The sequence below is a fragment of the Lactococcus lactis genome, from assembly GCF_029023865.1.
In the GTDB taxonomy this organism is placed as follows: domain Bacteria; phylum Bacillota; class Bacilli; order Lactobacillales; family Streptococcaceae; genus Lactococcus; species Lactococcus lactis.
On record NZ_CP118969.1, the window covers coordinates 2,141,989 to 2,166,605 of the forward strand.

At 35.0% G+C, this 24,617-nt stretch carries 21 protein-coding genes and 2 pseudogenes; 1 reads left to right on the forward strand and 22 read right to left on the reverse strand.

The features are described 5' to 3' along the window. Positions 1-96 precede the first annotated feature (96 nt). From thrS to pheS, 22 genes and pseudogenes are all read right to left on the reverse strand, one after another. The gene (thrS, locus tag PYW37_RS10835) at positions 97-2,037 is read right to left on the reverse strand and encodes a threonine--tRNA ligase (protein ID WP_025016940.1); all 1,941 of its coding nucleotides are present in this window, start codon (positions 2,035-2,037) and stop codon (positions 97-99) included. A 560-nt stretch (positions 2,038-2,597) separates the two neighbouring features. Beyond that, positions 2,598-2,915: an ATP cone domain-containing protein gene (locus tag PYW37_RS10840; RefSeq protein ID WP_025016939.1), complete on the reverse strand. Its 318-nt coding sequence runs from the start codon at positions 2,913-2,915 to the stop codon at positions 2,598-2,600. A gap of 57 nt (positions 2,916-2,972) precedes the next feature. After that, a complete protein-coding gene (locus PYW37_RS10845) occupies positions 2,973-4,235 on the reverse strand; it encodes an Nramp family divalent metal transporter (RefSeq protein WP_025016938.1) in 1,263 nt (420 codons plus the stop codon). A 105-nt stretch (positions 4,236-4,340) separates the two neighbouring features. Further along, the gene (locus PYW37_RS10850; protein WP_025016937.1) at positions 4,341-4,949 is read right to left on the reverse strand and encodes a nitroreductase family protein; all 609 of its coding nucleotides are present in this window, start codon (positions 4,947-4,949) and stop codon (positions 4,341-4,343) included. A gap of 140 nt (positions 4,950-5,089) precedes the next feature. Continuing rightward, positions 5,090-5,725, reverse strand: a complete 636-nt coding sequence (gene upp, locus PYW37_RS10855) for a uracil phosphoribosyltransferase (protein WP_011835873.1) — start codon at positions 5,723-5,725, stop codon at positions 5,090-5,092. Positions 5,726-5,950: 225 nt separating this feature from the next. Next, on the reverse strand, positions 5,951-7,090 hold the full coding sequence (locus PYW37_RS10860) for a cation:proton antiporter (protein WP_023188681.1): 1,140 nt from the start codon (positions 7,088-7,090) through the stop codon (positions 5,951-5,953). Positions 7,091-7,144: 54 nt separating this feature from the next. After that, on the reverse strand, positions 7,145-8,308 hold the full coding sequence (locus PYW37_RS10865; RefSeq protein ID WP_025016936.1) for a MalY/PatB family protein: 1,164 nt from the start codon (positions 8,306-8,308) through the stop codon (positions 7,145-7,147). A 249-nt stretch (positions 8,309-8,557) separates the two neighbouring features. Continuing rightward, a pseudogene (locus PYW37_RS10870) lies at positions 8,558-9,646 on the reverse strand (cystathionine gamma-synthase). 36 nt (positions 9,647-9,682) lie between these two features. After that, complete coding sequence (locus tag PYW37_RS10875) at positions 9,683-10,642, reverse strand: homoserine O-succinyltransferase (protein ID WP_023188678.1); 960 nt, start codon at positions 10,640-10,642, stop codon at positions 9,683-9,685. A 153-nt stretch (positions 10,643-10,795) separates the two neighbouring features. Beyond that, a complete protein-coding gene (locus PYW37_RS10880) occupies positions 10,796-11,356 on the reverse strand; it encodes an NUDIX hydrolase (protein ID WP_023188677.1) in 561 nt (186 codons plus the stop codon). 8 nt (positions 11,357-11,364) lie between these two features. Continuing rightward, the gene (locus PYW37_RS10885; protein WP_032944299.1) at positions 11,365-12,273 is read right to left on the reverse strand and encodes an AEC family transporter; all 909 of its coding nucleotides are present in this window, start codon (positions 12,271-12,273) and stop codon (positions 11,365-11,367) included. A gap of 135 nt (positions 12,274-12,408) precedes the next feature. Then, positions 12,409-13,278 (reverse strand): aldose 1-epimerase family protein, encoded by an 870-nt coding sequence (locus tag PYW37_RS10890; RefSeq protein WP_023188675.1) that lies wholly within the window; start codon positions 13,276-13,278, stop codon positions 12,409-12,411. A 313-nt stretch (positions 13,279-13,591) separates the two neighbouring features. Beyond that, positions 13,592-14,536, reverse strand: coding sequence for a 3'-5' exoribonuclease YhaM family protein (locus tag PYW37_RS10895; protein WP_004254890.1), 945 nt, complete (start codon positions 14,534-14,536; stop codon positions 13,592-13,594). Positions 14,537-14,782: 246 nt separating this feature from the next. Then, positions 14,783-16,087, reverse strand: a complete 1,305-nt coding sequence (locus PYW37_RS10900; protein ID WP_004254886.1) for a DNA recombination protein RmuC — start codon at positions 16,085-16,087, stop codon at positions 14,783-14,785. A 9-nt stretch (positions 16,088-16,096) separates the two neighbouring features. Continuing rightward, positions 16,097-16,606, reverse strand: a complete 510-nt coding sequence (locus PYW37_RS10905; RefSeq protein WP_017865057.1) for an AAA family ATPase — start codon at positions 16,604-16,606, stop codon at positions 16,097-16,099. After that, the gene (rpe, locus tag PYW37_RS10910) at positions 16,603-17,265 is read right to left on the reverse strand and encodes a ribulose-phosphate 3-epimerase (RefSeq protein ID WP_023188674.1); all 663 of its coding nucleotides are present in this window, start codon (positions 17,263-17,265) and stop codon (positions 16,603-16,605) included. Before rpe ends, PYW37_RS10905 begins: the two co-directional genes overlap by 4 nt. A gap of 58 nt (positions 17,266-17,323) precedes the next feature. Beyond that, positions 17,324-17,581 (reverse strand): hypothetical protein, encoded by a 258-nt coding sequence (locus tag PYW37_RS10915; RefSeq protein WP_004254880.1) that lies wholly within the window; start codon positions 17,579-17,581, stop codon positions 17,324-17,326. After that, entirely contained in the window at positions 17,578-17,838 is a 261-nt protein-coding gene (locus PYW37_RS10920) for a hypothetical protein (RefSeq protein ID WP_012898465.1), read from the reverse strand. The genes PYW37_RS10915 and PYW37_RS10920 overlap by 4 nt, the downstream gene beginning before the upstream one ends. Further along, positions 17,810-18,733, reverse strand: coding sequence for a ribosome small subunit-dependent GTPase A (rsgA, locus tag PYW37_RS10925; protein ID WP_004254873.1), 924 nt, complete (start codon positions 18,731-18,733; stop codon positions 17,810-17,812). Before rsgA ends, PYW37_RS10920 begins: the two co-directional genes overlap by 29 nt. A 59-nt stretch (positions 18,734-18,792) precedes the next feature. Then, a pseudogene (locus PYW37_RS13275) lies at positions 18,793-19,913 on the reverse strand (3D domain-containing protein). 226 nt (positions 19,914-20,139) lie between these two features. Next, positions 20,140-22,533, reverse strand: a complete 2,394-nt coding sequence (gene pheT, locus PYW37_RS10940) for a phenylalanine--tRNA ligase subunit beta (protein WP_023188671.1) — start codon at positions 22,531-22,533, stop codon at positions 20,140-20,142. A gap of 36 nt (positions 22,534-22,569) precedes the next feature. After that, complete coding sequence (pheS, locus tag PYW37_RS10945; RefSeq protein WP_004254858.1) at positions 22,570-23,610, reverse strand: phenylalanine--tRNA ligase subunit alpha; 1,041 nt, start codon at positions 23,608-23,610, stop codon at positions 22,570-22,572. A gap of 452 nt (positions 23,611-24,062) precedes the next feature. Between pheS and padC the strand changes: the two genes are divergently transcribed. Further along, positions 24,063-24,596, forward strand: a complete 534-nt coding sequence (padC, locus tag PYW37_RS10950) for a phenolic acid decarboxylase (protein ID WP_010906203.1) — start codon at positions 24,063-24,065, stop codon at positions 24,594-24,596. Positions 24,597-24,617: the final 21 nt, after the last annotated feature.

Here is a 24,617-nt window from a genome sequence, read left to right on the forward strand (position 1 = left end):
ACTTCACCTTAATAATCTTTTTAATACAATTTATTATACCCTATAATTCTCCAATATAAATAAAAAAGAGACTGATTTTCAACAGTCTCTTTTTCTTTAATCAACGCGGCTAAAATTAGCAACATCTGCGCTGATATTTTCAATAAATTCTTCAAGCGGAATGACTTTTGTTTCTTTTGAGCCATAACGACGAATATTTACACTTCCATCAGCTTGTTCTTGGTCTCCAATAACGATTTGATATGGAATTTTGTGTGTTTGTGATTGACGAATCTTCCAGCCCATTTTTTCATTGGCTTCATCGACAACAACGCGGAAGCCTTTATCTTGAAGTTCACGTTGAATTTTCCAAGCATAATCGGCATGAATTTCATTATTTACTGGAATAATGGTTGCTTGAGTTGGAGCAAGCCATGTTGGGAAAGCACCTTTATAAACTTCGATAAGGTAGGCAATGAAACGTTCAAGTGTTGAGATTACGCCACGGTGAATCATTACTGGGCGATGTTTTTCCCCGTCAGCACCGATATACGAAATGTCAAAGTTTTCAGGATTAAGGAAGTCCAACTGAATAGTTGAAAGTGTTTCTTCATTACCAAGCGCAGTTTTAACTTGAATGTCAAGTTTAGGACCGTAAAATGCTGCTTCTCCTTCTGCTTCAACGTAGTCAAGATTCATGTCATCCATTGTCGCTTTGAGCATTGCTTGAGATTTTTCCCACATTTCATCATCTGGGAAATACTTCACTGTATCTTTAGGGTCACGGTAGCTGAGTCGGAAGCTGTAATCATTGATTCCAAAGTCACGGTACATGTCCATAATCAATTGAAGAATTTTACTAAATTCTTCTTGAACTTGTTCTAACATGACGAAAGTATGACCATCATTCAAAGTCATTTCGCGGACACGTTGAAGTCCTGAGAGTGCTCCTGATTTTTCATAACGGTGCATCATACCAAATTCGGCAATACGAATTGGGAGTTCACGATAAGAATGGACATGGTGTTTATAGATAGCTATATGGCTCGGACAGTTCATTGGACGAAGTTCCATTTCTTCGCCATCACCCATATCCATTGGTGGATACATATCTTCATGGTAATGTTGCCAGTGACCTGACTGTTTATAAGTATTAAGGTTCATCATGACTGGTGTGATAACGTGTTGATAACCGTTTTTCACTTCTTGGTCAACGACAAAACGTTCAATAATTCGACGAATTGTTGCTCCAGCTGGGAGCCAGTAAGCAGTTCCCGCACCAAGTTCTGCGTCATTAAAGAACAAGTCAAGTTCGCGACCGAGTTTACGGTGGTCACGTTCTTTTGCTTCTTCACGAAGTTTAAGATTTTCTTCTAATTCTTCTTTTGTAAACCAAGCTGTACCGTAAATACGTTGCATCATCTTGTTATCAGAATTACCGCGCCAGTAAGCACCTGCAACGTTGAGAAGGTGGAAAAATTTGATGACACCAGTTGATGGAACGTGTGGGCCGCGGCAAAGGTCAGTATATTCACCTTGAGTATAGATAGTAAGTCCACCTTCATCTTCATTGTGTTCTTCAATGAGTTCGAGTTTGTATGGATCATTTGCAAAAATTTCTTTTGCTTCTTCTTTGCTTACTTCTTTACGTTCTGATTTGAAGTTTTCTTTGACAATTTTCTTCATTTCAGCTTCAATTGTTGCCAAATCATCATTTGAAATTTGACCGGCTTCGTTATCTGTATCGTAATAGAAACCATCTTGAATAGCTGGTCCAACACCCAAGTGAATATCAGGGAAATGGCGTTTTGCTGCTTGAGCAAAAAGGTGAGCAGCTGAATGTCGTAAAATTCCAAGTGCATCTTCATGGTCTGGTGTTACAATTTCAAAGTTGCTATCTTCATTGATTGCTCGAGTGGCATCAATTAATTTTCCGTTGACCTTACCTGCAAGTGTTTTTTTGGCAAGACTAGGTGAGATTGATTTAGCAATTTCAAATGTTGTTACGCCCGCCTCAAATTCCTTTACGTTACCGTCTGGAAATGTTATTTTAATCATTTTATGTGCCTTTCTTTAATCTTTTTTTAGTTGGAAATTACTGACAGAAAAATCCGAATTGCTTGGGAGCAATGAATTACTTGTTAAAGTCTTGTCAATAATTTATGGAAATAAAAAAACGCAAATCTCATCCTATAAAGGACGCTACTTGCGTGTTACCACCTTTGTTCTATTTGCTGACAAAATTCGTTAAGCTCTTTCTAGCAATTATTGCTTACAAAAGTGCTCAATTTCTAGCTATAAAATTGCTGTCAGTAAATTTCTCTTCTTTGACGTAACGTGTCAGAGACGCTTTTCTGTTGTCCAAAAAAGAATTTAACTTACAAAAAGTCTGTAAGTAGTGAGTGGTATTTTTAGCTGCCATTTTCAGGCTCGCATCAACCGCCTGATTTCTTAGAAATTTTCACTAAAAACATGTCTCTTTTTATATTGTAAAGCTTGACCTAAAATTTGTCAAGAAGGAAATAATACTAAATAAAATTACTGACAGCCCAAAATTAAAAGTTCTGTCAGTAATTTTTACTGACGAGTAAAAAAGAACTCAATGAGTTCTTTTTATATTAATGTCTTTGCTCAATATTTTGCTTTGTTTTGTAAGCAAGAAAATCGCGTGCCACATCTTTATCAAAATCATTGAGTTGTTTTATCACTTGGTTTTGAATCGTTTCAATCTCAATTTTTTCAAAAGAGAGCTCAGCAATTACTTTTTCAACGACTTTTGTTACATTATTAGCAATCATATTGGCGTGGAGCAGTTTATCTTTGTATTTACCATTGATTGCAGCTTTGAATACTGCCGTTTGAATGCGGAAGCTATCCCAGTCAACGACATGTCCATTACGTTTGATAACTACTTTATTAACTAATTTTGCTTGCATCAATTTCTCCTTATTTTTTAATCTTCTTACAATACTATTATACCAAATTTTTCGGAATTATTTAAAAGTTTCGACGATTAATACGATATTGAGTAAAGTTACAAAAACTCCTGTTGCTAATAAGAGCCACTTTGTAAACCAAACATTTTTATATTTGCCCATTACCCTTTTAGAACTTGTCAAATAAATTTGCAAAAAGATAGTAATTGGTAATTGGATACTTAAGAAAACCTGTGAATAAATTAAAATATTAAAGGGCGAAGTCACAAAACTTAAAGCGCAAATAGCAATCGTTGCTCCAATTATTGTGATTAAAACACCTAATTTACTATGTGGGTCTTGTGCATCATAAGGTTCTGCAAAGATTCCTGCAAAAATTGACCCACCTGCCATTCCGGCTGTTACCGATGAGGCTACTCCTGCAAAAAGAAAAGCAATCGCAAAAATAATTGCAGCCACTGGACCAAGGAGAGGAACGAGCATTTCTTGTGCTTGATTAATTTCTGTTACAATTCGAGGGAAAAATAAAGCCGCAGCAATGATAATAATTGCAGAATTAATCACCCAGCCTAGAAACATTGAAAAAATTGTATCAAAGAACTCAAAACGCAATTGTCTTTCCATCACCGCTTCATCTTTTAAATTCCACTGACGACTTTGAATAACTTCCGAGTGTAAAAATAGATTATGTGGCATGACAACAGCCCCTAGGGCTGACATGATGATTGGCATTGATTTTGCATCAGCAAAAGGAATGACCATTCCTTTTGCTGCTTGTCCCCAATTAATATGTGGAATAATAAAAATTTCTAGTAAAAGTGCAATCCCAATCAAACTTACAAAACCAATAATAACTTTTTCAATTTTAGGATATGAATTACTAAACAAAAACCAGATAACCAAACCAGCTGTTAAAATTGCTCCTACCACAATTGGTAATTTAAAGAGCATTTGCAAAGCTATTGCTCCACCCAAAATTTCAGCAACTGCTGTCGAAATAGAAGCTAAAACTCCCGTTCCCAAAACTGTTCTACTGAGCCAGGGTCTAAGGTATTGGGTCGCATTTTCTGACAAACACTTTCCTGTGACAATCCCTAAGTGGGCCACATTATGCTGGAGAAAAGCCAACATAATTGTTGATAGTGTAATTACCCAAAGTAATTTATAACCAAATTGAGAACCCGCAGCAAGATTGGCAGCCCAATTTCCTGGATCTATAAATCCCACCGCAACAATCAATCCTGGTCCAACATACTTCAAAAAATCAAGGGCTGGATATTTTTTATCTTGTAAAAATCGCCTCATTTTTATCCTTTTCATTTTCACTTCCTTTTGGACAATTATAGCATGCAGCTTTTAAGAGTTCAACTTTACAAAATAAAAAACCGTCAGTAAATTTTACTGACGGTCATTAAAAATGATTGATTATTTAGCAACGATGAAACGGTCTGCATCATCCATGAAAGTTTTTTCGCCAGGAGGTGCTTCGATTGAACCAAATACAAGTTGTCCACGAAGTTTCCAGCTTTCTGGAAGATTCCATTCTTTAGCAACAGCTTCGTCAATCAATGGATTGTAGTGTTGCAAGTTAGCGCCTAAACCTAGTTCAGCAAGAGCAGTCCATACATTTACAGAAATAATTCCTGAACCTTGTTCTGACCAAACTGGGAAGTTATCTGCATAAAGAGCAAATTGTTCTTGAAGATTTTTAACAACTGCTTGGTCTTCAAAGAAAAGAATTGTACCAAAAGCAGCTTTAAATCCATCAAGTTTTGCACGTGTGTTATCCCAAGCTGATTCAGGAACACCTTGTGCTTCCATGGCTGCTTTAAGTTCTGGGGCAACAATTTCATTCCAAAGTTTATCTTGGGCATCACCTGTGAGAATCAAAAGACGTCCAGTTTGTGAATTGAAAGCTGTTGGTGAAAAACGTACAGCTTCTTTAATTGTTTCAATCACTTTTTCTTCATCTTGAACGTTTCTTCCAAGAGCGTAGATTGTGCGACGGTTTTCTAATGATTTAATGAATGACATAATAATTACTTCCTTTTTTGTTTTTATTGTTTACATATGTAATCTTATCAAATAAATTTACACTTGTAAACTATTTTGATTCAAAAAATTACTTTTTTTATAAAATAAAAAAATCCCTATTTGAAATAGGGATAAATTTATTATTTAGTACCGAACAAACGGTCTCCAGCATCACCAAGACCTGGGACAATATAACCATGTTCATTAAGTTTTTCATCCAAAGCTGCAGTATAAATTTCAATATCTGGATGTGCTTCTTGGAGAGCTTTCACTCCTTCTGGTGCAGCAACAAGACAAACAAATTTAATATTTTCTGCTTTAGCATTTCGTTTTTTAAGAGAATCAACTGCTAAAATTGCTGAACCACCAGTCGCAAGCATTGGGTCAACAAGGAAAATTTGACGGTCAGCAATGTCGGCTGGAAGTTTCACTAAATATTCAACTGGTTTAAGTGTTTCTTCGTCACGATACATTCCGATATGCCCTACACGAGCAGCTGGAATCAATTTCAAAATTCCGTCTACCATCCCAATACCAGCACGCAAGATTGGTACAATCGCTAATTTTTTACCTGCGATTTGTTTAACCGTCGTTTTTTGAACGGGTGTTTCGATTTCGACATCTTCAAGGGGTAAATCTCTTGATACTTCGTAGGCCATGAGCATTCCAATTTCATCAACAAGTTCACGGAATTCTTTTGTCGATGCCTCTTTACGACGCAAGATTGAGAGTTTGTGTTGAATCAATGGATGTTCTACGACTTGAAATTTTGACATTTTGATTTTCCTTTCGCTAGATCCCTTTGCTAAGCAAAGTTCAGATTTGTAAACTGCCTTTAAAAGGCAATTTTGCTAATTTTAGGCAAAATTTTTTAGAGCCTAGCAAGTTCGCTATTCTCTAAAAGCATTTTTTCTATTTTACCACTTTTTTGGTCTTTTTGGGAGGAATAAGATGAAATTTAAAAAAATTTAAATTTTTCGTCTTTTATTCTTTATTTTTTCTTAATTATCATATTTTTTCAAGACCATTTTAATTAAAAATGGTGCTAATACAGTTGCTAAAATAATCACGATAACCAGCTCCGAATAAACTTCATCTGTAATAATGGCACTCGTCAGACCAATTTGAGCCACAATCAGGGCCATTTCTCCTCGTGAAATCATTCCTGTTCCAATCAACATACTCTCACCAGTACTTAATTTACTTGCTTTTCCAACAAAATAGGCGGGGATAAATTTTGTCAAAATTGCTAAGAAGGTAAAGAGTAAAATTATCCAAGGATGATGAATTAAACTATCGAATTGAACAGATATGGCGATAAGTACAAAGAATACTGGGATAAAAATAACATAACCGATTGCTGAAGTATATTCTTCAATCTTATGACTTACTTCTGTTTGTGAAATAGCAAGTCCTGCAAAGAAACTACCTATTACCGCTGACATTCCTACGCTATCAGCAAGTAGACTTAAGCCCAAACAAATAATCAAGGCAACAATCGTATTTTTGTTGGCAATGGGTAGTTTTTGGACGAATTTCCAAAATCTTGGAATAAGCTTATGCACAAGAAATAAAAAGGCAAAAAGGAGAAGTTCAAGCAAAAATTGGATGAAAAGATGAGAACCAGAACCACCATTTTTAAAACTAGTAAAAATTGATAAAATCAATACAGCTAAAATATCATCAACAACTGCTGCTCCTAGAATAATCGAACCTGCACGTGTACTGAGTTTACCATATTCTTGTAAGACTTCAACCGTAATCGACACTGAGGTCGCAGCGAAAACAATTCCATAAAAGAAACTGGTCGATATTCCGTAACCAAAGCCAAAAGCAACAAGTCCAAAGGCAATTAATGGCACAATTACACCACCAACTGCAACGAGCATTGATGCTTTAAAATTTTTCTTTAGAACAGTTAAATCACTCTCAATTCCCGCTAAGAACATGAGTAAGATAACCCCAATCTCAGACATTACTTCTAGAACATGACCGCTATGAACCAAGCCTAAAACTGATGGAGCAATCAAAATCCCAACAAGCATTTGTCCAACGACAGCTGGAATTTTAAGGCGTCTTGAAACAAGAGTAGCAATTAAAGAGGCAATTAAAACAATTGTGAGTTGTAAAATATCATTCATAAGTTGATTTTAACATATTTTTCATTCTTAAAAACACATTTTCGACTAAAATCCTTAAATTTTGAATGTTTCTACGAGTCGTTTGCTTGCTTCTTCAATCAATGAGAAAGGTGCAGCAGCATTTAATCTGGCATGCGCTTGTCCAGCTTTTCCAAAGCTTATTCCTTTATTTAGAATCACACCTGCCTCTTCTGCTAATTTTTCATCCAATACCTTATCTTCTAATTGATATTCAGAAAAATCAAGCCAAATTAAATAGGTTCCTTGAGGTTTCATTACTTTGATTTTTGTTTTTTGATGAAGTTCTGACTCAATATAAGTGATATTTTTTTCAAGCACATTTTTGAGTTCATTTAACCATTCACTTCCATTTTCATAAGCAACTTTGGTGGCTAGCATTCCTAAAGTGCTAATTTCTTGTTGATTATTTGCTAGTCTTCTTTGCAAGTATTTTTCACGTAAATCTTGGTTTTCAATAATTGCATAAGCGCATTTCACACCAGCAATGTTAAAACTTTTAGTGGCAGAAGATAAAACAACTGAAAAATCTTTGAAGTCTTCTGAAAGAGTGTTAAAGGTCTGATGCTGATGACCAAACAATGTTAAATCTTGATGAATTTCATCAGAAACGACAATCACATTATGCTTTTTACAAATTTGGCCAAGTTTTATCAGTTCTTCTTTCGTCCACACGCGCCCACCAGGATTGTGGGGGTTACAAAGAATATATAATTTCACGGAATTTTCAACAATTTCTTTTTCAAAAACTTCAAAATCAATTAGAAATTCCCCACTTTTTTCAATCAGTTTATTTTCAATTAGCTTTCGATTATTTAGCTTAACTGTTCTGGCAAACGGGGGATAAACAGGTGTGTTTATTAAAACAGCATCATTTTCTTTGGTCAATGCTTGAATGGCCAGACCAATTCCTGGAACAACTCCTTCAACCAAAATTAAAGCTTCTTTAGAAAAGTCATACTGATGTTGATTTTTTTCCCAATTTTGAATGCTTTTAATTAAATCTTCTTCAACATAAGCATATCCATAAACTCCATAGTCTGCGTAATCATGGATACTTTGTTTTATTTCTGGTAAGGCAAGAAAATCCATATCAGCCACCCACAATGGAAGTTTATGAGGATTCTCTTTTATTTCTTGCCATTTTACAGAATTGTGGTCAAGTCGATTTGGAATGGTTGTAAAATCATATTTTGTCATTTTTATACTCTCTTTTTTCTTTTCATCATAGGATAACTGTCACTGCTTTAACAGTTTACAGATATGCTAGTAGTTCCATCAGTAAAAAATTTACTGACAGAACATATTTTAGCACTTATGGATACGCTGGTAGTCTCATCATAGGATAGCCGTTGGCGTTTCGCTTTAGCGGATAGACAAAACGGACAGCATAGCACGCAGTGCGTAGATAGCCTTTACGGATATGCTAGTTTGTTCATCAGTAATTTTTTAATTTTCTAAAGCTTCTTTGAGGTCTTCTATTAAATCGCGAACATCTTCTATCCCAATCGAAAGGCGAAGCAAATCATCTGTTAAACCATAACTTTCTCTAATCTCAAGTGGAATATCATGGTGAGTTTGCGCTGTTGGATAAGTGATTAAAGATTCAACACCTCCTAAGCTTTCAGCAAATGTAAAAACGCTCAAGTGATTTTAAATAGCGGGAATTTTGTTTTTGTCAGTAACTTTTAGAGAAATCATGCCACCTAATCCTGGGTAAAGTACTTCTTTTACTGACGGAAGTTTTTTTAGGAAAGTCACAATTTTTTGGGCATTTTTAGTTGCCCTCTCCATTCTGAGGCTTAAAGTTTTCAAGCCTCGCATGACAAGATAGCTATCAAACGGAGAAAGAACTGCTCCTGTAGTATTGAGCTGATATAATAATCTTTCATAAAGATCTTCATCATAAACAATGACCGCTCCAGCCAAGACGTCATTATGTCCTGATAAATATTTTGTTGCCGAATGAATCACTAAATCCGCACCCAATTCTAATGGTTTTTGATAAATTGGGGTATAAAAAGTATTGTCAACAATCACTTTTGCATGATATGCCTGTGCTTTATTGGCGATTTTTTCAATATTATATTTAACCATCATTGGATTTGTCGGTGTTTCAATATAAACAATATCAGTATTTTCATCTATTAGCTCAAGCATTTCTTTTTCAGTTTTAGCATAGGAAAAGCAAAATCGCCCCTCTTTTTCTTGTTCATCGAACCAGCGAAATGAACCTCCATACAAATCTCGACTGGCAACGATTTTGGAACCGACTGGAAAAACTGAAAAGGCCAAGACAATTGCAGCCATTCCTGACGAAGTTGCTAGAGCAAATTGTCCTGATTCAATTGAAGCAAGTGCTTCTTCCAAGGTTGCTCTTGTTGGATTTTTGGTTCTGGTGTAATCAAAGCCAGTCGATTGACCAAATTCTGGATGTTGATAGGTCGTTGAAAAATGCAAAGGACTAACTAAAGCTCCCGTTGCCTCATCTTGATGAATTCCGACTTGCGCCAATAAAGTATCTAATCTTTTATCCATAAATTTCCTCATTTTTTAACTCATTATTTTTTACTTTTACTCTTTTTGATTAAAATCATAATTTTCTTCATTCAAATGTTGACTCAGACGTTCTCCTAGATAAGGCGTTCCTTGATAAACCGCATAATTCAACCAATTTGAAAAAAAGAGGGAAGCTGCTGAAGCCCAAGTACTTTTTGGCTTATTTTTATCATCATTTTCTGGAAAATAATTTTGGGGAAGATTGGGTTTCAGTCCTTCTTCTTTATCTCTCTCATATTCCCAAGCTAAAGTTTCACGGTCATATTCTAAATGGCCAAAAAGGTAAATTTCACGCAAATTTTTCTTCGCTAAAATTGAAAATCCGGTTTCTTTGGAGCTTGACAAGACTTCCAAATCAGGTACTTTTTTTATTTCTGATGGATTTGATTGGGTATATCGCGATTGTGGATAATTAAAAAAATCATCAAATCCTCTAAATAATGGATTTTTAGGTTGCTCTACTGAGCTTTTGTAAATACCACACAATTTTTGCGGAAGATTTTCTTTAGTTACACCATAGCGAGCATAAAGTGCCGCTTGTGCCCCCCAACAAATATGCAGACTTGAATAGACATGGCTTTTAGACCAGTCAATAATTTTCAAAAGCTCACTCCAATAGTCCACTTCTTCAAAGTTTAACTGCTCAACCGGAGCTCCTGTGACAATTAATCCGTCGTAATATTGACTCTTAATCTCAGAAAAAGATTTATAGAAGGAATCTAAATGCCCTTGTTTCGTATTTTTAAAATCATGAGAAGTCATATATAAAAATTCAACATTAATTTGTAATGGAGTGTTCGATAGTAATCGTAAAATTTGTCTTTCAGTTATTAATTTACGCGGCATGAGATTGACCACCAGCAAATTTAAAGGGCGAATATTTTGATTCTTCGCTCGTTCATCATTCATAACAAAAATATTATCCGCTCGCAAATCATCAATTGCGGGCAGACCTTCAATCACTTTTACCGGCATAAATCACTCAACTTTCAAATAGAATTAGACTCAATTATAGCCCTTCGTGATTTTTTTGCAATAGTCTCGCATTTTAATTCTGTGATGGTCTAATTTAAAATTTTTAATCTTATAATAAAACTTGCCTATGGCAAGTCTCGTTTTGTATTTTATTTATTTATTTATAATTCGAGCAATGATTTTATCATAGATTACTCTCATTTCTTTTTCTGAGGATTTTTCGGAAAATTTTTCTAGGGGAATCCAGGCTAATCCCCCTGTTTCATCCGTATTCTTTTGAAGTGAATCACTTTCCTTTGCTTCAAATAAAAAAGTAACATTAAGATGAATATGAGCACTGACATAACCATATTTTCTGTGATGATGTCCAAAAACAGGTAAGGCTTCAATTGAAATTGGCATTTCTGAAAGTTTTTTGAAAGATCGCAGTCCCGTTTCTTCTTGAACTTCTTTTACCGCTACAGCTAATAAGTCAGCATTGCCATCAGCATGGCCGCCTACCCAACCCCAACTTTGATAAATCTTATGATAAATTCCTAAAATTTTATCATGACTTTCATTCAAAACAAATGCACTTGCTGTAAAATGTGCAATAGAAGACCGATTCAAATTTTTTTCATCAGCTGCAAAATCTTGAAAAACTTTAAAATCTGTTTTTTCTTGCTGACCTTCTGGTACAAAATTCTCTAATAATTTTTCTATTTGATTTTTCATTTTTCACCTCACAAAATTATTACAATGATACTCATTAAAATTAAAGAAATAAACATGGATAAACTTATTGTCAATCCAGCTAAGGCCTTATCATTTCCAAGTTCTATAGCCTGAATCATATGTAAAAAGGACATTGGGCAAAAGAAGATTAATAAAAGAATTTCTTTTATTATAGCTGGAAATGGAAGGAAAAAATAAACCAAACTAGCTAAAATAAAGGCTAGTAAATAGCGCCAAGTCAATATTTTTAAGACAAGTTTTAATTTTCCCTTTGGCAGACGAAATTCCATAAAAAGCCCAATCGTAAAGATAGATAAAAGAGTATTAGCATTTGCTAAGGGGCGAATTGGAATCAGCCATTCATCCGGAAAAGATAGGCCGAAAATTGCTAAAATAAACATAAAAATATAAACAACAAAGGGTGGATTACGAAATAAGACGCCAAATATTTCTTGTAAGATAAAGCCGTGTTTTTTTCTACCACTTGAAAGTTCAACAATTGCTTGAGTAGTCCCTGTCACCATTAATGAATTTCCCATGTCAAACATGGCAAGAAATGGAATTGCTGCTGGAAAAAAACTAGAAACAAAAGGAATTGAAAAATTTCCGATATTATAACCTGACAAATCAAACATATAAAGTCCACGTTCTTCAACAGTAGCTTTTCGTCCAATAAATTTTCCTAGAAAAACTAAAAGAAGATTGAAAAAAAGTCCCATAAACATCAAGATAAAAAAAATATTAGAGAGTTTCGTATGATTGACTCCAATTAAAATTGTTGCTGGCAAGGTTAGATAAACAACCATTTTTGAAGTTAATGCTCCGTCTTTTTGATGAAGAATTCTAATTTTCTTTAGTAGGAGAGCTAAAAATAAAACAAGCATGATACTCAAGGCGTTGAGAAGAATTGTAGTCATTATTTTACTTTCTGTCAGTCGTTTTTTATTCTGTCAGTAATTTTGTAACTCCTAAGTTTACTGACAGCCTATCTCAATTAATTCTAGCATTTTTTTAAGCAAAAACTCCCGTAAAAATACGAGAGTCTTTTTTGATTATTTAATTTCAATGGTATATTCACAAGAAAATTTTCCTTCTGGTGCCAATTGATTGATTCCAAATTTGTTGGTAATATCTCCATCAGTATTTTCATCATCTGCAATTCCACACCAAGGTTCGATACAAACAAAGGGTGCTTCATTTGGATAAGGTGACCATAAACCAAAATAAGGCATATTTTTCCATGTTAGGCTGACTTCGTGGTCATCTAATTTATTGGTCAATGAAACTTTCATCTCCTTTGATGAGGTATAAACTAAAGCATCTTTATCAAAAAGTGCTCTTGTTAACGGAAGTTGACTGACTTGACTTTCAACTCTTTCGTCTAGTTTCAAAGTTCCTGACGGTGGATCAAGTGGAATAAATGTCCGCTTTTCATCTGGTGAAATTATTAATTGGTAATCTTCAAAAGTTCCATTTTTTAAAGGAACATTGAAAGCTGGGTGAGCCCCTACGCCAAAAGACATGAATTTTTCATCTTCATTTTTCACTTCATAACGAACTCTAATTTTATTGTCTACTAGTTTATAAGAAACACGGAAAACAAAATGAAAGGGATAGTGATTTAAGCTATCTTCATTGTCACGAAGTTCAAAAACAAGTTCATCAGCTGATTTCTTAATTAATTCAAAGTCATTATCACGTGCAAAACCGTGTCCGCCCATTTTATAAGTTTTGTCATTATAGCGATATTCCCCATTTTTCAATTTCCCTACGATTGGAAAGAGAACTGGAGCATGACGGCCCCAAAATTTTGCATCTGCTTGCCACAAATATTCAATATCATCATGTTGAATAGAATGCATTTCTGCTCCAAAAGTATCCACAACAACATTTAAGTGGTCATTTTTTAAAGTGTAATTCATAAAAAACTCCTTATATTTTTTTAACTTCCTCTATTTTACCATTTTTACTAACAAAAATTTCTGTCAGTAAAAAAATGTACGCCACACTTCAGAATGTTGACAAAGTACTTTCCACAAAAAATCAAAAAGTTAAATTATGACTCAAATGTCTGTGGAAATAGACAAAAGAGGAGCCGCTTGGGCTCCCCTTTTAACAATCCACTCGACTGCGAGAGTGGAGAGCCTAGCATGAAGTGCGAAGCTGTTCCACACCAAATTGTTCAAATTTAGGTGCAAAACAGCTTTTTTATTCACTTGAACCATGCGCCACGGTTTAATCTTTTCTTGGTTTATAAAAATTACGATTAGATAAAGCCCAAACGCGTTGACTAAATTGACCTGGGTCAAGCGTTTGAGTCGCCGTAGTCATCATCATCATATTGGCATCCATAACATCAATTTGATGAATCATTTCTGCTTCCATAATTTGCGGACGAACAGGGCTACCATATTCCAACTCACCATGATGACTCAACAAACAATGACGAAGCATTAATAAATCTTCATTGTCATCATCAAAGCCAAGTTCAATGGCGGCTTTACTCACTTCTTCATCAATCAAAACAATGTGCCCAAGCAAATTTCCGCGCAAAGTATAAGAAGTATTTTCCGCACCTGTAAACTCTAAACATTTTGCCATATCATGCAGTAAAACACCGGCAAACATCAAATTTTCGTTGAGTTGTGGATAAACTTCGCAAACTTTTTCTGCTAATTGAAGCATGGTGGTTGTATGGAAAGCAAGACCTCCTTCAAAAGCATGGTGATTAGTTTTTGCAGCAGGAAATTCATAAAATTCTTTATCAAATTTTTTCAAAATCGTTCGTACAATTCGATTTAAAGTCGCATTTTCAATACGGAAGACGATTGATTGAACATATTCACGTAGATCTTTTTCTTGAACAGGAGAACTTTCTCGGTAATCATGAGGTTGATTAGGTTCACTATCTGTCGCCAAACGTAATTGTATTTTATTGACTTGAGGCATTCCATTATAAAGTTCTTTGAGAGCCTTCATATGTACGACACGTCCAGCTCTAAATTGTTCAACCGCTTTAGGATTGGCATCCCAAATATTTCCGTTGATTGTTCCTGTTCGGTCTTGAAAACTTAAAGCTAAAAAGTCTTTTCCTGCACGAGTTTGACGTAATTCAACTGATTTAATCAGATAAAACCCTTCAAAAAATTCGCCAATTTCTAAGTTTTTAATGAGCACCATGTTTTCTCCTTTAAGATGTGAGAACGAGCATTCAGAAGTGATGAAAATTGTGGTTCTGAATATAATCCAGTTCCTATTTCACACGCTTCTACGAGCCCGAACTCAGTTAAATTAATTTGCAGGGGCGCTTCATTTCACCAAAGAAATAAATGTTTTTCTTTCTTACGTCCCACTTTTATATGTTAATTTTTTACCGCTTTTAAGAGCGACTTTCTTAGATATCGAACCTAAACTAGAAAGAGAAGTTTATTCATTATCTATCCCTAGAAGTTCACTACTTTTACTATTATCAATTTCATTGATATTCCGTAATTTCCGATTCATCACATTTGTTCTTGTGGTGATTAGATTGCTAATCTCTTTTTCAGATTGTTGCAGACGTTCTTGAACTTTTTTCAGTGAACCTTCAAACTTACCAAATTCTGTTTTGACAGCACCTAGTAGCTCATAAACTTCAGCTGATTTTTGTTCGATTTGCAAAGTTTTAAAGCCCATTTGCAAACTGTTCAAGACGGCTGTCATTGTCGTTGGACCTGTCACATTGACCTTGTAATCACGACTGATTTGTTCATAAAGTTCAGGGTTATTGACCACTTCCATAAACAGCCCTTCAGTTGGTAAAAACATGATGGCAAAATCTGTTGTTTTTGGTGGAACAATATATTTTTCACTGATTGATTTGGCTTGAGCTTTGACGGCATTAAACAATGCTTTTCTTGTCTTATCAATTTCCAGACTGTCATTTGATTCTAAAGCCATTTGCAAGCGTTGATAATCTTCCATCGGGAATTTTGAGTCAATTGGTAATAAAAGCTCTGAATCATCAGATTTTCCAGGTAAAATCAAAGCATAATCAACTGCATTGCCCCCTTGGATATTGACTTGTTCACGGTATTGACTACTTGTAAACATTTGCTCTAAAATTCGGCCTAACTGAATTTCACCAACAATCCCACGTGTTTTAACACCGGTCATTACCTTTTGTAAGCTGTCCACATCGCTGGCAAGATTTCTCATTTCGCCCAAGCCCTCTTCCACATTTTTCAAATGTAAAGTTACCTGTTCAAAGGATTGCGAAATTCTGCGATTTAATGTTTCTTGCAATTTTTCATCGACCGTTTCTTGAATCTGACTCAATCTTTTATCATTTGAATCTTGTAATTCTTTAAATTTATGGTCAAATTTGGCGGTAATTGACTCTGTCAGTTCTGACAGTTTACTAACCGTTCTATCAGTAGATTCTACCAAACTTACAGAAATTTTTTCTAATTTTTGCTCATTTGAGTTTTGTAAATCTTTAAACTGCCAATCAAACTTACTATTGATATTTTCTGTCAGTGCCGAAAAATCATTATTGACTGAACGTAAACTACTAGAAAGTTCCTGCCTATTTTGCGCAAGTTGCTGGTTAATATCTGAGCGCATTTCCGATAAATTTTGATTAAGATAATTTAACTGATGACTCGTATTTCCTTTGTCAGTTTTTTTGAAAAAATTGGCAAGGGACAGTAAAATCAAAAGTATAAGTAATATAATAATTATGACTTCCATCTTGATTTTTTATTTTCCTACTTTTTCTAAAATTTCTTTAACTACAAGTTCTAGATTTTGTTGATTATTAATTTTTTCACTATCTGGTAGTGTATCAAAAAATGTCAGTTCTTCTTCTAAATGAGATAAGCCCCATTTTTTTAAAGCATCATTTCTTAAATTAAGACGCCTTATTAGTTCCTCTTTAGAAACTTCAAGTAAAAACCGATGAACTTCGATATTTCGCACTTCTAGTGATTTAAAAATCTCCTCAAAACAAAACTTCATATGTAGGGTCATTGGTACAATAATGGTTCCTGAATATTCTCTATTTAACTTTTCAAGAATCTGAACATTCCAAGTCCGCCATTCTTGATATTTTTGGAAATCATCTTTTTGAATTTCTTTTGGCAAATTTTTTCTAAAAAAATCTCCGATTTCCTCTGGATCATAAATCCATGAGGGAAAAATACGTTCATGCAAGAGTTCAGCAATAGTTGTCTTTCCCGAACCATATGCACCATTTAACCAAATAATCATAGTTTTTCCATTAGTTCTTCTTTTAATTTATTAATATTTACTTCAACTTCACCTTTAAAAATAAATGACCCTGCAACAAAAACATTAGCTCCGGCAGCTTTAGCAACTTTAATTGTTTGGTCATCAATTCCACCATCAACTTCGATTTCAAAATCAAGCTTTTTATCAGCTCGAATTTGAGCGATTTCACGAACTTTATCCATCATTTCAGGAATAAATTTTTGACCTCCAAAACCAGGATTGACTGTCATTACTAAGACCATATCCACAAGTGGTAAAACAGTTTTAATCGCCTCTACAGGAGTTCCAGGATTAATAACTACCGAAGCTTTCATGCCGGCATTCTTAATTTTTTGAAGTGCTCCGTGAATATGATGAGTTGCTTCAACATGAATACTCATGCTATCAGCTCCTGCCTTTGCAAAATCCTCCACATATTTTTCAGGATTTTCAACCATCATGTGAACATCGAAAAATAAATGAGTTTGTGCGCGAAGTGCCGAAACAACGCCAGCTCCAAAGGTTAAATTATCCACAAAATGTCCGTCCATTACGTCAATATGTACAAGGTCAGCTCCAGCAGATTCTAAACGTTTCACATCTCTTGCAAAATTTCCAAAGTCTGCTGACAAAATTGATGGAGCAATTTTATTTTTCATTTCTATCCTCTCTCTAAATAACTTGAATTAGTAATTTATCTTTTGAAACTAAAAACACTTATTCACCACTATTTTCTGATGAATCATCATGAAGTTCTTCTTTAATAATTGTTTTCCAAGATTCACCCTCACGTTTATGCTCTACAACTGTTGCCGCACGAACTCCAAGCATAATTGCTAAGCCTAAAGCAATGACTGTCAAGAAATTCATCACAAAGGCCAGACTTCCACTTTTGAAGACAAACATTTCTAAAATTTGGCAAATAAGCGCAAAAATAACCGCTAAAAAGGCTTCTGTTTTCAATCGTTTTTTCATTTTTCTTTGTCCTGTGAACTCTCTAAATCTTTTTTATCCTCTTTGGGCTGATTAGTTAATCCAAAAAAGACACGGTTTAACCAAAAAATAACAAAGAAAGTTGCAATAACCAAGAGGATAAATACAATAATCATCATTGTTTTTGACAAATCATTTTTAAAATAAATCGCTAAAATCCATGCTAAAACAAGGGCAAAAAAACCAGCTTGTTTTAACCAAATATTATCTTTAGCCCTGTTTTTTTCGTTTTTTCTCATAAGTTTCCCTCGTGTGATTAATTTCATCTAAAATCTGTAAATAATTATCATAGCGGCTCTCTAAAATTTCATGATTTTCTAGTGCCAGCTTGACTGCACAGCTGGGTTCATGCGTATGTGTACATTCGCGAAACTTGCAATCATGACTGATTCTTAAAATTTCAGGAAAAGCAGCATTTAAATCCGGCTGATTCGTCACTTCATAGTCTAGACTAGAAAATCCCGGTGTGTCAGCAATTAAGCCACCAGCCAATTCAAAAAATTCAACATGACGTGTCGTATGACGCCCACGTCCCAGTTTTTCTGAAGTTTCTCCCGTTGCCAGTTGCATTTCTGGTGCAATTTTATTTAGCAAAGTAGTCTTACCAGCGCCAGTTTGACCCATAAAGACAGTTACTTTTCCCGCTAAATTACTGACCAAATGCTCAGCATCAAAAAAAACATCATAACCAATTTGTTCATAATCACTTTTTATCTGTTCATAATCTGTCAGCTGATTAAAAGTTTTTTTATTCTTATCTGAGCCTTCCTGCATCTCTGTCAGTAAATCCAACTTAGAAATGTAAATCATCGGGTGAATATTTTTATGCTCTAAAAAAACCAAAAAGCGGTCTAATAAATTCAAACTAAAATTTGGGCTCACTGTTGACATAATAATCACAGCTTGATCAATATTAGCAATAGATGGTCGAATTAAAGAATTTTTTCGCTCACCAATTTTTAAAATATAACCTTCTGAATTTTCCTCAGTAGAAAATTCAACAAAATCTCCCACAACAGGTTTCATTCCTTTTTTTCTGAAATTACCACGCGCACGCGTCTGATAAACTTCACCTTCTGATTCTACATCATAAAAGCCTGCCAAAGATTTGACAATACGTCCATTTTTTATCATGTTCTCATTATACCAAAAAAAGGCTTCACTGTAAGCCTTTCATTATTTTTTAAAGTTTATTAACTCAAAACAGTGATTTGAATATTTTTCCGTCCCCAAGCAATTGCTTGGTCATTAGTTGGAAAATGGACATCAATGATATTCCCAATAATTGCTCCCCCAGTATCACCAGCAATTGCAATTCCATATCCTGGAACTTCAACAAGAGAATTCAAAGGAATAACACTTGGGTCAACCGCAATACAAATTGGATTTTTACTTAAATCAATTCCCGTTGCTGTAATCCCATTCAAAGCATAAGCCGTTGCTTCTACATTTAAAGTACGACCACCAGAAGTTGTTGTAGATGAGCCATTGTTAGCACCATCCGTTCCTTTATCGCTTGAAGCCTGTGAACTTTGAGAACTTGATGAGCTTGAGTTTTGAGTACTTGACGAACTTGATGAAGTCTTAGCCTTCTCTTGCTCCGCTTTAGCTTTAACCTCAGCTACCGATTTAGCCAATGCTTCATCGCGAGCTTTTTGTTCTGCTGCTGCTTTCTCTTGCATTTCACTCAAAAGTTGTTTATTAGAACTAATTTTATCCTTAAGCGATGAAATACTACTTTGCAAGCTATCTACTTGTCCTTGATAGTCATTTTGGTTTTTCACAAGAGATTCTTGCGTTTCTTCCAATTTAACTTTCATTGTTTTAAGTGAATCTTCTTTTTCTATCAAAGATTTAGCTTGGTCAGCCTCGGCTGTCAAAACAACATTCAGATTGGTCAAACGTGTAATCATCTCTGAGAGATTTTTTGATGACGCAACGACATCAATATATGAGAACGTGGCCCACCATTTGATTGTACTGCCCGCATTTGTTTTGCGACAGAAGCCTTGAGTTGAACAATATCATTTTCAGTTTCAGCAATTTTGCCTTCATATTCTGTGATTTTGCTCTTTGACTGCTTAACTTTTTCTTGAGCTTCTTGCGCTTGACTATAAATCTTATTTGCCTGCGCTAATTTGCTATCGAGTTCTGTTTGGAAGTTTGTAAGTTCTTGGTTGACTTCCGTTTGAGAGCTCTCAGCATTTACCTTTGTTACTCCTAAGAGATTAGATGGTAGTACTGACAAAATCATCAGTAAAGCTCCCACAAGTATTCCAACTTGTTTTATTTTTTTAGGAATTAAATTCTTCATACTTTGTCTATTCTAACATATCCCCTCAGGATTTTAATTGCAATATCTTTACTAAGATTAACATAATTTTAAAATAAATACAAAACGACACTTCCACAAGAGCCTTTTGATTTACTGAAAGCAAATTTTCATTCGCTTCTTTATTATTTATTTGCAAAAAAATCTCTATCAGTAAAATACCAATAGAGATTTTTACTGACAGTTTTTTTGTCAGTACTTTTTCAAATTAACGGATTTCTATATCCAATTTTTCCACAAGATTTTTTGTAATTTTATTGACCGCAGCCGTAATTTCATCATCTGTCATTGTATTTTCAACAGGTTGGAAAGTGAGACTGTAAGCCATTGATTTCTTACCAGCCGGTAAGTTTTTGCCTTGATAAATATCAAATAACTCAACTTGGCTAAGTGTTTTGACACGACTTGATTTAATGACAGAAACAATTTGTGCATGTGTCACTTCAGCATCAATCAAAAGTGCGATATCACGGTGAACAGCTTGAACTTTCGGAATGTCAGTAAAGATAGTTTGAGCTGGTAATTCTTCAAGCATCACTTGCATATCAAGACCAGCAACATAAGTTTCTGCAATATCGTATTTTTTAGCTGTCGCCGGATGAATTTGTCCTACAAAACCAGCCACACGACCATTAATTTTAATGACAGCAGTCCGTCCTGGGTGCATCGCTGCTTGATTATTGCTTGGAATAAATTCTACTTCTTTGTATGCTTCGAGAAGGTTTTCCACAATTCCCTTAGCATAGTAGAAATCAACAGGAACAGCTTGCCCATTATATGATTTATCCACAACATTTCCAGAAATAGCAAAAGCAAGGTTTGGTACTTCTATCGGACGAATATCATCTGGATTTGGTAAGAAAATATTGCCAATTTCATAAATTGCCACATCAGCATTTTTACGATTCTGATTGTAATTTACAATATCCAAAAGTCCTGGAATCATGTTTGCACGAAGTGTTTGACGATCTTCGGTCATTGGCATCATAAGCGTTGTTGTTTCAAGCTGACCCACAAATTCAGTTGCTTTTTCTGGAGTTACAAGCGAATAACCAATAACTTCATTAAGCCCTGAACTTTCGAGACCTGTTCGCACCGTACGACGGAATTTTTGCATTTGAGTCAATTCACCAGCATTTTGTGAGGAAGGCAAAGTACTTGGCAAATTATCATAGCCATAAATACGAGCTACTTCTTCAACTAAATCAGCTTCAATATGAATATCCCAACGACGTGATGGGATTTCACAAGTAAATTTTTCACCCTCAACTTCAACCCCAAAGCCAAGTTGAACAAAAATTTTTTCCACAGTCTCAAGAGATAAATCTGTTCCCAAAGCACTATTAACACGACTCAAAGTAATTGATACTTTTGGAAAAATAGGTTGATAATCATTTGATTCAACAACACCTGAAAGAACTTTTCCACCAGCCAATTCAACTATCATTGCTGCTGCAAAATCAAGTGCCTCACGAACCGTTCCTTCATTAATTCCTTTTTCAAAACGACTTGATGCTTCCGAACGCAAAGCAAATTTTTGAGAAGTTTTACGAATTGAAGTCCCATCAAATAGAGCCGCTTCAAGGGCAACACTTGTTGTTTCGTCAGTAATTTCACTATCAGCGCCACCCATAACACCACCAAGCGCTACAGGAAGTCCATTTGCGGTAACCACAATATCAGAATCATCTAATTCACGTTCAACATGGTCTAAGGTTGTCATTTTTTCACCAGCCTTAGCTTGACGAACCAAAATTTCATCAGAACCAAATTTAGAAAAATCAAAACTATGCAAAGGTTGACCAAAAGCCATCAAAACATAATTCGTCACATCCACTACATTGTTGATTGGTTTCACACCAGCATTCATCAAACGGTTTTGCAACCATTGTGGTGATTTAGCAATCTTAACCCCTTCAATCAAACGAATTTTATATGTTGGAACCTTATCTGTTTCAACTTTTACTGCAATTTTACTTGCTGCTGATTCAGAAGCTTCTACTAAATCTTTCTTTTCTAATTGAACTGGTAAACCATAAATAGCACCAACTTCCCAAGCTGCCCCATGCATTGACAAAGCATCCGCACGGTTTGGTGTAATTGATAATTCAATGATTTCATCATCCATATCAAGATAAGAGAAAATACTATCACCAACTTTAGCATCCGCTGGCATTTCAAAAATACCATCCTCATGCTTCATTGGATTAATTTTTTCATCAATCCCAATTTCATCAAGCGCACAGAGCATCCCGAGAGATTCAACTCCTCGAATTTTACCTTTTTTGATTTTATAATTATCAGCAATTCGAGCACCCACAAGTGCTACAATTACTTTCATACCCACACGAACATTTGGCGCACCACAAACAATTTGCAATGATTCTTCAGCTCCAACATTCACTTGTGTGATGTGTAAGTGTGTGTCAGGAATATCTTCACTTGATAAAATTTCTCCCACAACAAGTTTTGACAAACCTTCCATTGGACTTGTCACGCCTTCAACCTCAATCCCAGACGTTGACATCTTTTGTTCTAATTCAGCCGATGTCGCTCTAAGATTAGGCACCAACTCTTTTAACCATTTATATGATACTTGCATTTTATTTCACTTTCTATTCACAGTTTTTTGACTTTTTTATTTTCCAAATTGCTCTAAGAATCGTACGTCCCCTTGATAGAATCCACGAATATCATTAATTCCATAACGGAGCATCGCAATACGTTCTTGACCAAGCCCGAAAGCAAAACCAGAATAAACTGAAGAATCTAAACCAGACATTTCAAGCACATTGGGATGGACCATACCTGCACCAAGAATTTCAATCCAGCCGGTATGTTTGCAGACGTTACAGCCTTTTCCGCCACATTTGAAACAAGAAATATCAACCTCAACAGAAGGTTCAGTAAATGGGAAATAACTTGGACGCCAGCGTAATTCACGGTCTTGACCAAACATTTTTTTCATGACAAGGTCAAGCGTTCCTTTAAGGTCTGCCATTGTGATATTTTTATCTACAACCAAACCTTCAATTTGATGAAATTGGTGGCTGTGAGTGGCATCATCTGTATCACGACGATAAACACGACCAGGAGCAATCATGCGTAAACCCCCTTTAGAGAAATCATGAGCATCCATTGTCCGAGCTTGCATAGGTGAAGTATGCGTACGAAGTAAAACTTCATTAGTGATATAGAAGGTATCTTGCATATCACGAGCTGGATGATCTTTTGGAAGATTCATTCGCTCAAAATTATAATGGTCCGTTTCCACTTCATAGCCATCAACAATTTCATAACCCATTCCAAGGAAAATTTCTTCAATTTCTTCTTGCGTTTGAGTTAAGATATGGCGACTTCCTTTTTTCTGAGCTTTTCCTGGCAAAGTCACATCCAAAGTTTCTGATTCTAAAGCGGCATTCATTACTGCTTGTTCAATTTCCACTTTTTTAGCTTCAAATTTTGCCCCAAACTCATCACGAAAAGCATTGGCAAGTGCGCCAATAACTGGACGTTCTTCATTAGTCAGGTCTTTCATCCCTTTCAGAATTTCAGTCAATTCACCCTTTTTACCGAGCATCACAGTTCTTAAATTATTCAGTGTTTTTTCATCAGCAACAGAGAGTAAGTCAGACAAAGTCCGCTTGCGAAGGTCTTCAATTTTTTCTTGTAAGTTCATTTTTATCCTTTCAACTTATGAAAAATATATATTTGTTATTAAAAAGAGATTTGAGCCAAATTTAATAGAAAATAAAAATACCACAACTCTCATCTCCAAAGGAGCGAAAGCCGCGGTACCATCCTATTTTATCACTTAATTTAATTATTTAATTCACACAAAAGCCTACATTTTAGACTATCACTCTAAATGGTAGATTAAAAATAGCTTTCTTTAGTAAGGTGAACTTCAATTGCAATTCCATATTGTGGCTTTCAGTCGGTGACCACAATTCCCTCAAATTTCATAGACAATCTACTCTTCTTACATCTATGCTTAATTTTATCACTTTCATAAGATTTGTCAACTTTAAGAAAGTGTATTTTTTTATCTTGACAAAACAAAAAACGTATTTTATAATAAATATATATTTAAAACATGTTTATAAAACATGTTTAGAAAGAAGGAATTTAATGAAAACATTTAAAAGCTTAGAAGATTTTGTCGGAACACACTTTATCTATACCTATGATAATGGTTGGGAATATGAACTTTACGTCAAAAACGACCATACCATTGATTACCGTATCCATGGCGGAATGGTCGCTGGCCGCTGGGTCAAAGACCAAGAAGTTTCATTAGTGATGTTAACCGAAGGGATTTATAAAATTACATGGACAGAACCTACTGGTACTGATGTTGCCTTAGATTTTCTTCCAAATGAAGGAAAATTACATGGCATGATTTTCTTCCCGAAATGGGTAGAAGAACACCCAGAAATCACTGTCTGCTTCCAAAATGATTTTATTGACTTAATGCATGAATCTCGCGAAAAATATGAAACTTATCCTAAATATTTAGTCCCAGAATTTGCAAAAATCACTTATGCTGCTGAAGCAGGTAAAGATAATGACGATGTCGTCGCACAAGCTCCTTACAAAGAAATGACAAATGATATTCGTAACGGAAAATACTTTGACCAAAATTATAAAATGATTAAGCATTAATTTTCAAGTCAAAAATAATAA